Genomic DNA, 3,839 nt, shown 5'->3' on the forward strand with positions numbered 1-3,839 from the left:
GAGCGGCTTTCTTTGCCTACTTTCTTTGCCGCGGCAAAGAAAGTAGGTGCCGCCCCGCACAGGGGCAACACCTGCGCTGCGAGGCGCTAACGCGGATGCCAGCGATAGTGGCAAAACAAATCGCATCGCGGATGCCAGCGATAGTGGCAAAGCACACCGCAGCGACAGCGGCAAAACAAGCCGCCCGCGATAGCGCCAAAACAAACCGCATTCTCGGAAACACGCGCAAATAAAAGCTAAGCAAACGCACGCAAAACAAATAGCGCTCGCAGACAGAAAATCCCATTCCCGCCCTCAATCTTCCCGCCGCGAAGCCGATATACAAAGTGTTCAGTCAACCCGGCGGTGCGACATGCTCCGCCCCTTCAGGATGACGCATGTCCAGCAACCTTTTTAGCATCGGCCTAAGTGGACTCAACGCAGCCCAGTGGGGGCTGACGACGACGGGTCAGAACATCAGCAACCAGGCGACGCCAGGCTATTCCGTCGAGCGTCCTGTCTATGCGGAATCGAGTGGGCAGTACACGGGCTCGGGCTATCTCGGCAGCGGTGTGTCGACGACGACCGTCCAGCGCCAGTACAGCCAGTACCTGACCACGGAACTGAACAACGCACAGTCGCAATCAGGCTCGCTCAACACGTACTACAACCTGATCGCGCAGCTCAACAACATGGTCGGCAATCCGACCACGGGCATTTCGAGCGCGATCACCGGCTACTTCACGAGCCTGCAGAACGTCGCAAACGATGCGTCGAATCCGGCGATGCGCCAAAGCGCCATCAGCAGCGCGCAATCGTTGGCGGACCAGATCAACGCAGCAGGCGAGCAGTACGACCAGCTGCGCGCGAGCGTCAATACGCAGATCGGCGATACCGTCAAGCAGATCAACGGCTACAGCGCCCAGATCGCGCAACTGAATTCGCAGATCCAGGCGCTGAGCGCGCAAGGCCAGCCGCCGAATCAACTGCTCGACCAGCGCGACCTCGCCATATCGAACCTGTCGCAGCTGGTCGGCGTGCAGGTCGTGCAAGGCAGCACGGGATACAGCGTGTTCATGGGCAACGGCCAGCCGCTCGTCGTTGCCGACAAGAGCTTCAATCTCACGACGGTCACTTCGCCGTCTGACCCGACGGAAACCGCCGTTGCCTTCGCTGGTCTCGCCAGCCAGGCCGGGACGACGACGCCGCAAATCCTGCCCGATAGCGCCGCGCTGGGAGGGCAGATCGGTGGGCTGATGACGTTCCGCAGCCAGACACTCGATCCCGCCGAAGCGCAACTCGGCGCGATCGCGACCAGCTTTGCGTCGCAGGTGAACGCGCAGAACGCGCTCGGTATCGACCTGAATGGCAACAAGGGCGGCGCGCTTTTCACGGTCGGCAATCCGACCATCTACGCGAACGCGAACAACACGGGCGGCGCGACGCTGGGCGTGTCGTTCGCGAATCCCGCGCAGCCGACGACGGGCGACTACACGCTGTCGTTCGACGGCGCCAGCTACACGCTCACCGATCGCGAAACGGGCCAGGTCGTCGGCCAGTCGCCCAACCTGGCGGCGCCGATCGGCGGCATGAATTTTTCCCTGGGCGGGTCGGGCACGATGAACCCTGGCGATTCGTTCACCGTCGAGCCGACGCGCGGCGCGCTGAACGGCTTCGCGCTGACGACGAGCGACGGCTCGGCCATCGCGGCTTCGTCGCCCGTGCTGGTGACGGCGGGCAACGCGAATACGGGCGCCGCCACGGTGACGCAAGGCACGGTGACGGCGGGCTATACGCTGCCTCCGCCGCCCTCGACGGCGCTTGTGTACAACTCGGGGACAGGCACGCTGTCGGGCTTCCCGGTCGGCTCGACTGTGACAGTCGCCGGCACGCCTCCCGCCACCTACAACATCACGGCTGCGACGCCCAACGTGCCGTACAACCCTGTCACGGGCGCATCGTTGACGATAACGGGCCCCACGATCAATAACGTCTCGCTGCAGATCACGGGCACGCCGGCCAACGGCGACACGTTCACGATCGCGTCGAACCCGGCGGGTGGCAAGGACGGCCGCAACGCACAGCTGATCTCGAATCTCGTGACCGCGAAGGCGATGGGCAGCGGCACGCTCACGCTGACCAACGCGTATGCGAACTACGTGAACGACATCGGCAACCAGACGAATCAGGTCCAGACGTCGAGCAAGGCACAGACGGCGCTCGTGACGCAGATCACGACGGCCCAGCAGTCGATCTCGGGCGTGAACATCAACGAGGAAGCGGCGAACCTGCTGCAGTACCAGCAGCTGTATCAGGCGAACAGCAAGGTCATCCAGACGGCCTCCACGCTGTTCCAGACGATCCTCGGCATCTTCCAGTGAGGCGTTGAACGCATATGCGCATTTCTACCACGCAATATTTCGGCATGAACGTCCAGACGATGGACGATCAGCAGGCCACGTTGGCGCAGCTGTATCAGCAGCTGTCGAGCGGCGTGAGCCTCGCGACGCCGTCGGATAACCCGGTCGGCGCCGCGCAGGCCGTGCAGCTCAGCATGCAGGGCGCGACGCTGTCGCAGTACTCGGACAATCAGAACACGGCGCTGGCCTCACTGCAGTCGGAAGACAGCTCGCTGTCGAGTATCGCCAACGTGCTGACCTCGATCAATACGCAGCTCGTCCGCGCGGGCGACGGCACGCTCAACAACGGCGATCGGGGCGCGATCGCGACGCAGCTGAAGGGGCTGCGCGATCAGTTGATGGGTCTTGCGAACGGCACCGATGGCTCGGGCAACTATCTGTACGCTGGGTATCAGGCAGCGACACCGCCGTTCGCGATCAACGCGAGCGGCGCTGTGCAATATTACGGCGACAACGGCGTGCAGCACGTGCAGGTGTCGGGCACGCGCGACATTGCGACCGGCGATACGGGCCGCGCCGTGTTCCAGAGCATCTCGCCAGCGGGCAGCACGCCCGTGACGACCGGCAACCCGGCCAATACGGGCACGGGCACGATCGGCAACGTGTCTGTCATCAATCCGGCCGACCCGACGAACCAGCATCAGTACCAGATCCAGTTCACTTCGCCGACGACGTACAACCTCACCGACATTACGGCTGGCACGCCACCCACGGCGGGGGCTTATACGTCCGGCCAGGCGATTTTGCTCGGCGCCGGCGGTCAGAGCGTGACAATCTCGGGTACACCGAACCTAAATGACACTTTTGCGGTGATGCCCGCTGTACAGTCGAGTACCGACGTGTTCGCGAACCTCGACAGCGTGATAGCCGCGCTGCAAACGCCCGTTTTGGGCTCGGGCGGCCAGGCAAACTTGACGAACGCGCTGGGTACGGCGCTCACCCAGATGCACAACACGCTGAACAACGTGACGACGATTCAGACCTCGGTGGGCGGCCGTGAGCAGGAGATCGAGGCGCTGCAGGCCGTCACGCAGACCAACTCGCTGCAGACGCAGAGTAACCTCGCCGATCTGACGACGACGAACCTGACGCAGGTCATCAGCAAGTACACGATGACGCAGTTCTCGCTGCAGGCTGCGCAGCAGGGTTTCTCGATGATTCAGAAGCTGTCGTTGTTCGATTACATCGGGAATTGATGGCGGGGCCTTTCGGCCCGCCGGTTTTGGTTTTGTTTTGGTTTTGCCTTTGCTTTTGCTTTTGCTTTTGCTTGCAGCCGCTATGAGGTTTGTTTTGCTGCTGTCGCTGGCATCCGCGAATGCGGTTTGTTTTTTGCTGCTGTCGCTGGCATCCGCGAATGCGGTTTGTTTTTTGCTGCTTTCGCTGGCATCCGCGATGCGCCTCGCGGCGCGGGCGTTGCCCCTGTGCGGGGCGGCACTTACT

General features: G+C 62.6%; 3 protein-coding genes. All 3 read left to right on the top strand.

Features of this window, described 5'->3' with window-relative positions:
* A partial coding sequence (locus J8I87_RS43535) for a hypothetical protein (protein WP_209938799.1) occupies positions 1-233 on the top strand: 233 nt, incomplete at its 5' end.
* Between the two features lie 144 nt (positions 234-377).
* The gene (gene flgK, locus J8I87_RS43540) at positions 378-2,360 is read left to right on the top strand and encodes a flagellar hook-associated protein FlgK (RefSeq protein WP_209938801.1); all 1,983 of its coding nucleotides are present in this window, start codon (positions 378-380) and stop codon (positions 2,358-2,360) included.
* A gap of 14 nt (positions 2,361-2,374) precedes the next feature.
* Positions 2,375-3,595: a flagellar hook-associated protein FlgL gene (gene flgL / locus J8I87_RS43545; RefSeq protein ID WP_209938802.1), complete on the top strand. Its 1,221-nt coding sequence runs from the start codon at positions 2,375-2,377 to the stop codon at positions 3,593-3,595.
* Positions 3,596-3,839 lie beyond the last annotated feature (244 nt).

Origin of the sequence: Paraburkholderia sp. LEh10 (assembly GCF_017814945.1) — a bacterium.
GTDB lineage: Bacteria > Pseudomonadota > Gammaproteobacteria > Burkholderiales > Burkholderiaceae > Paraburkholderia.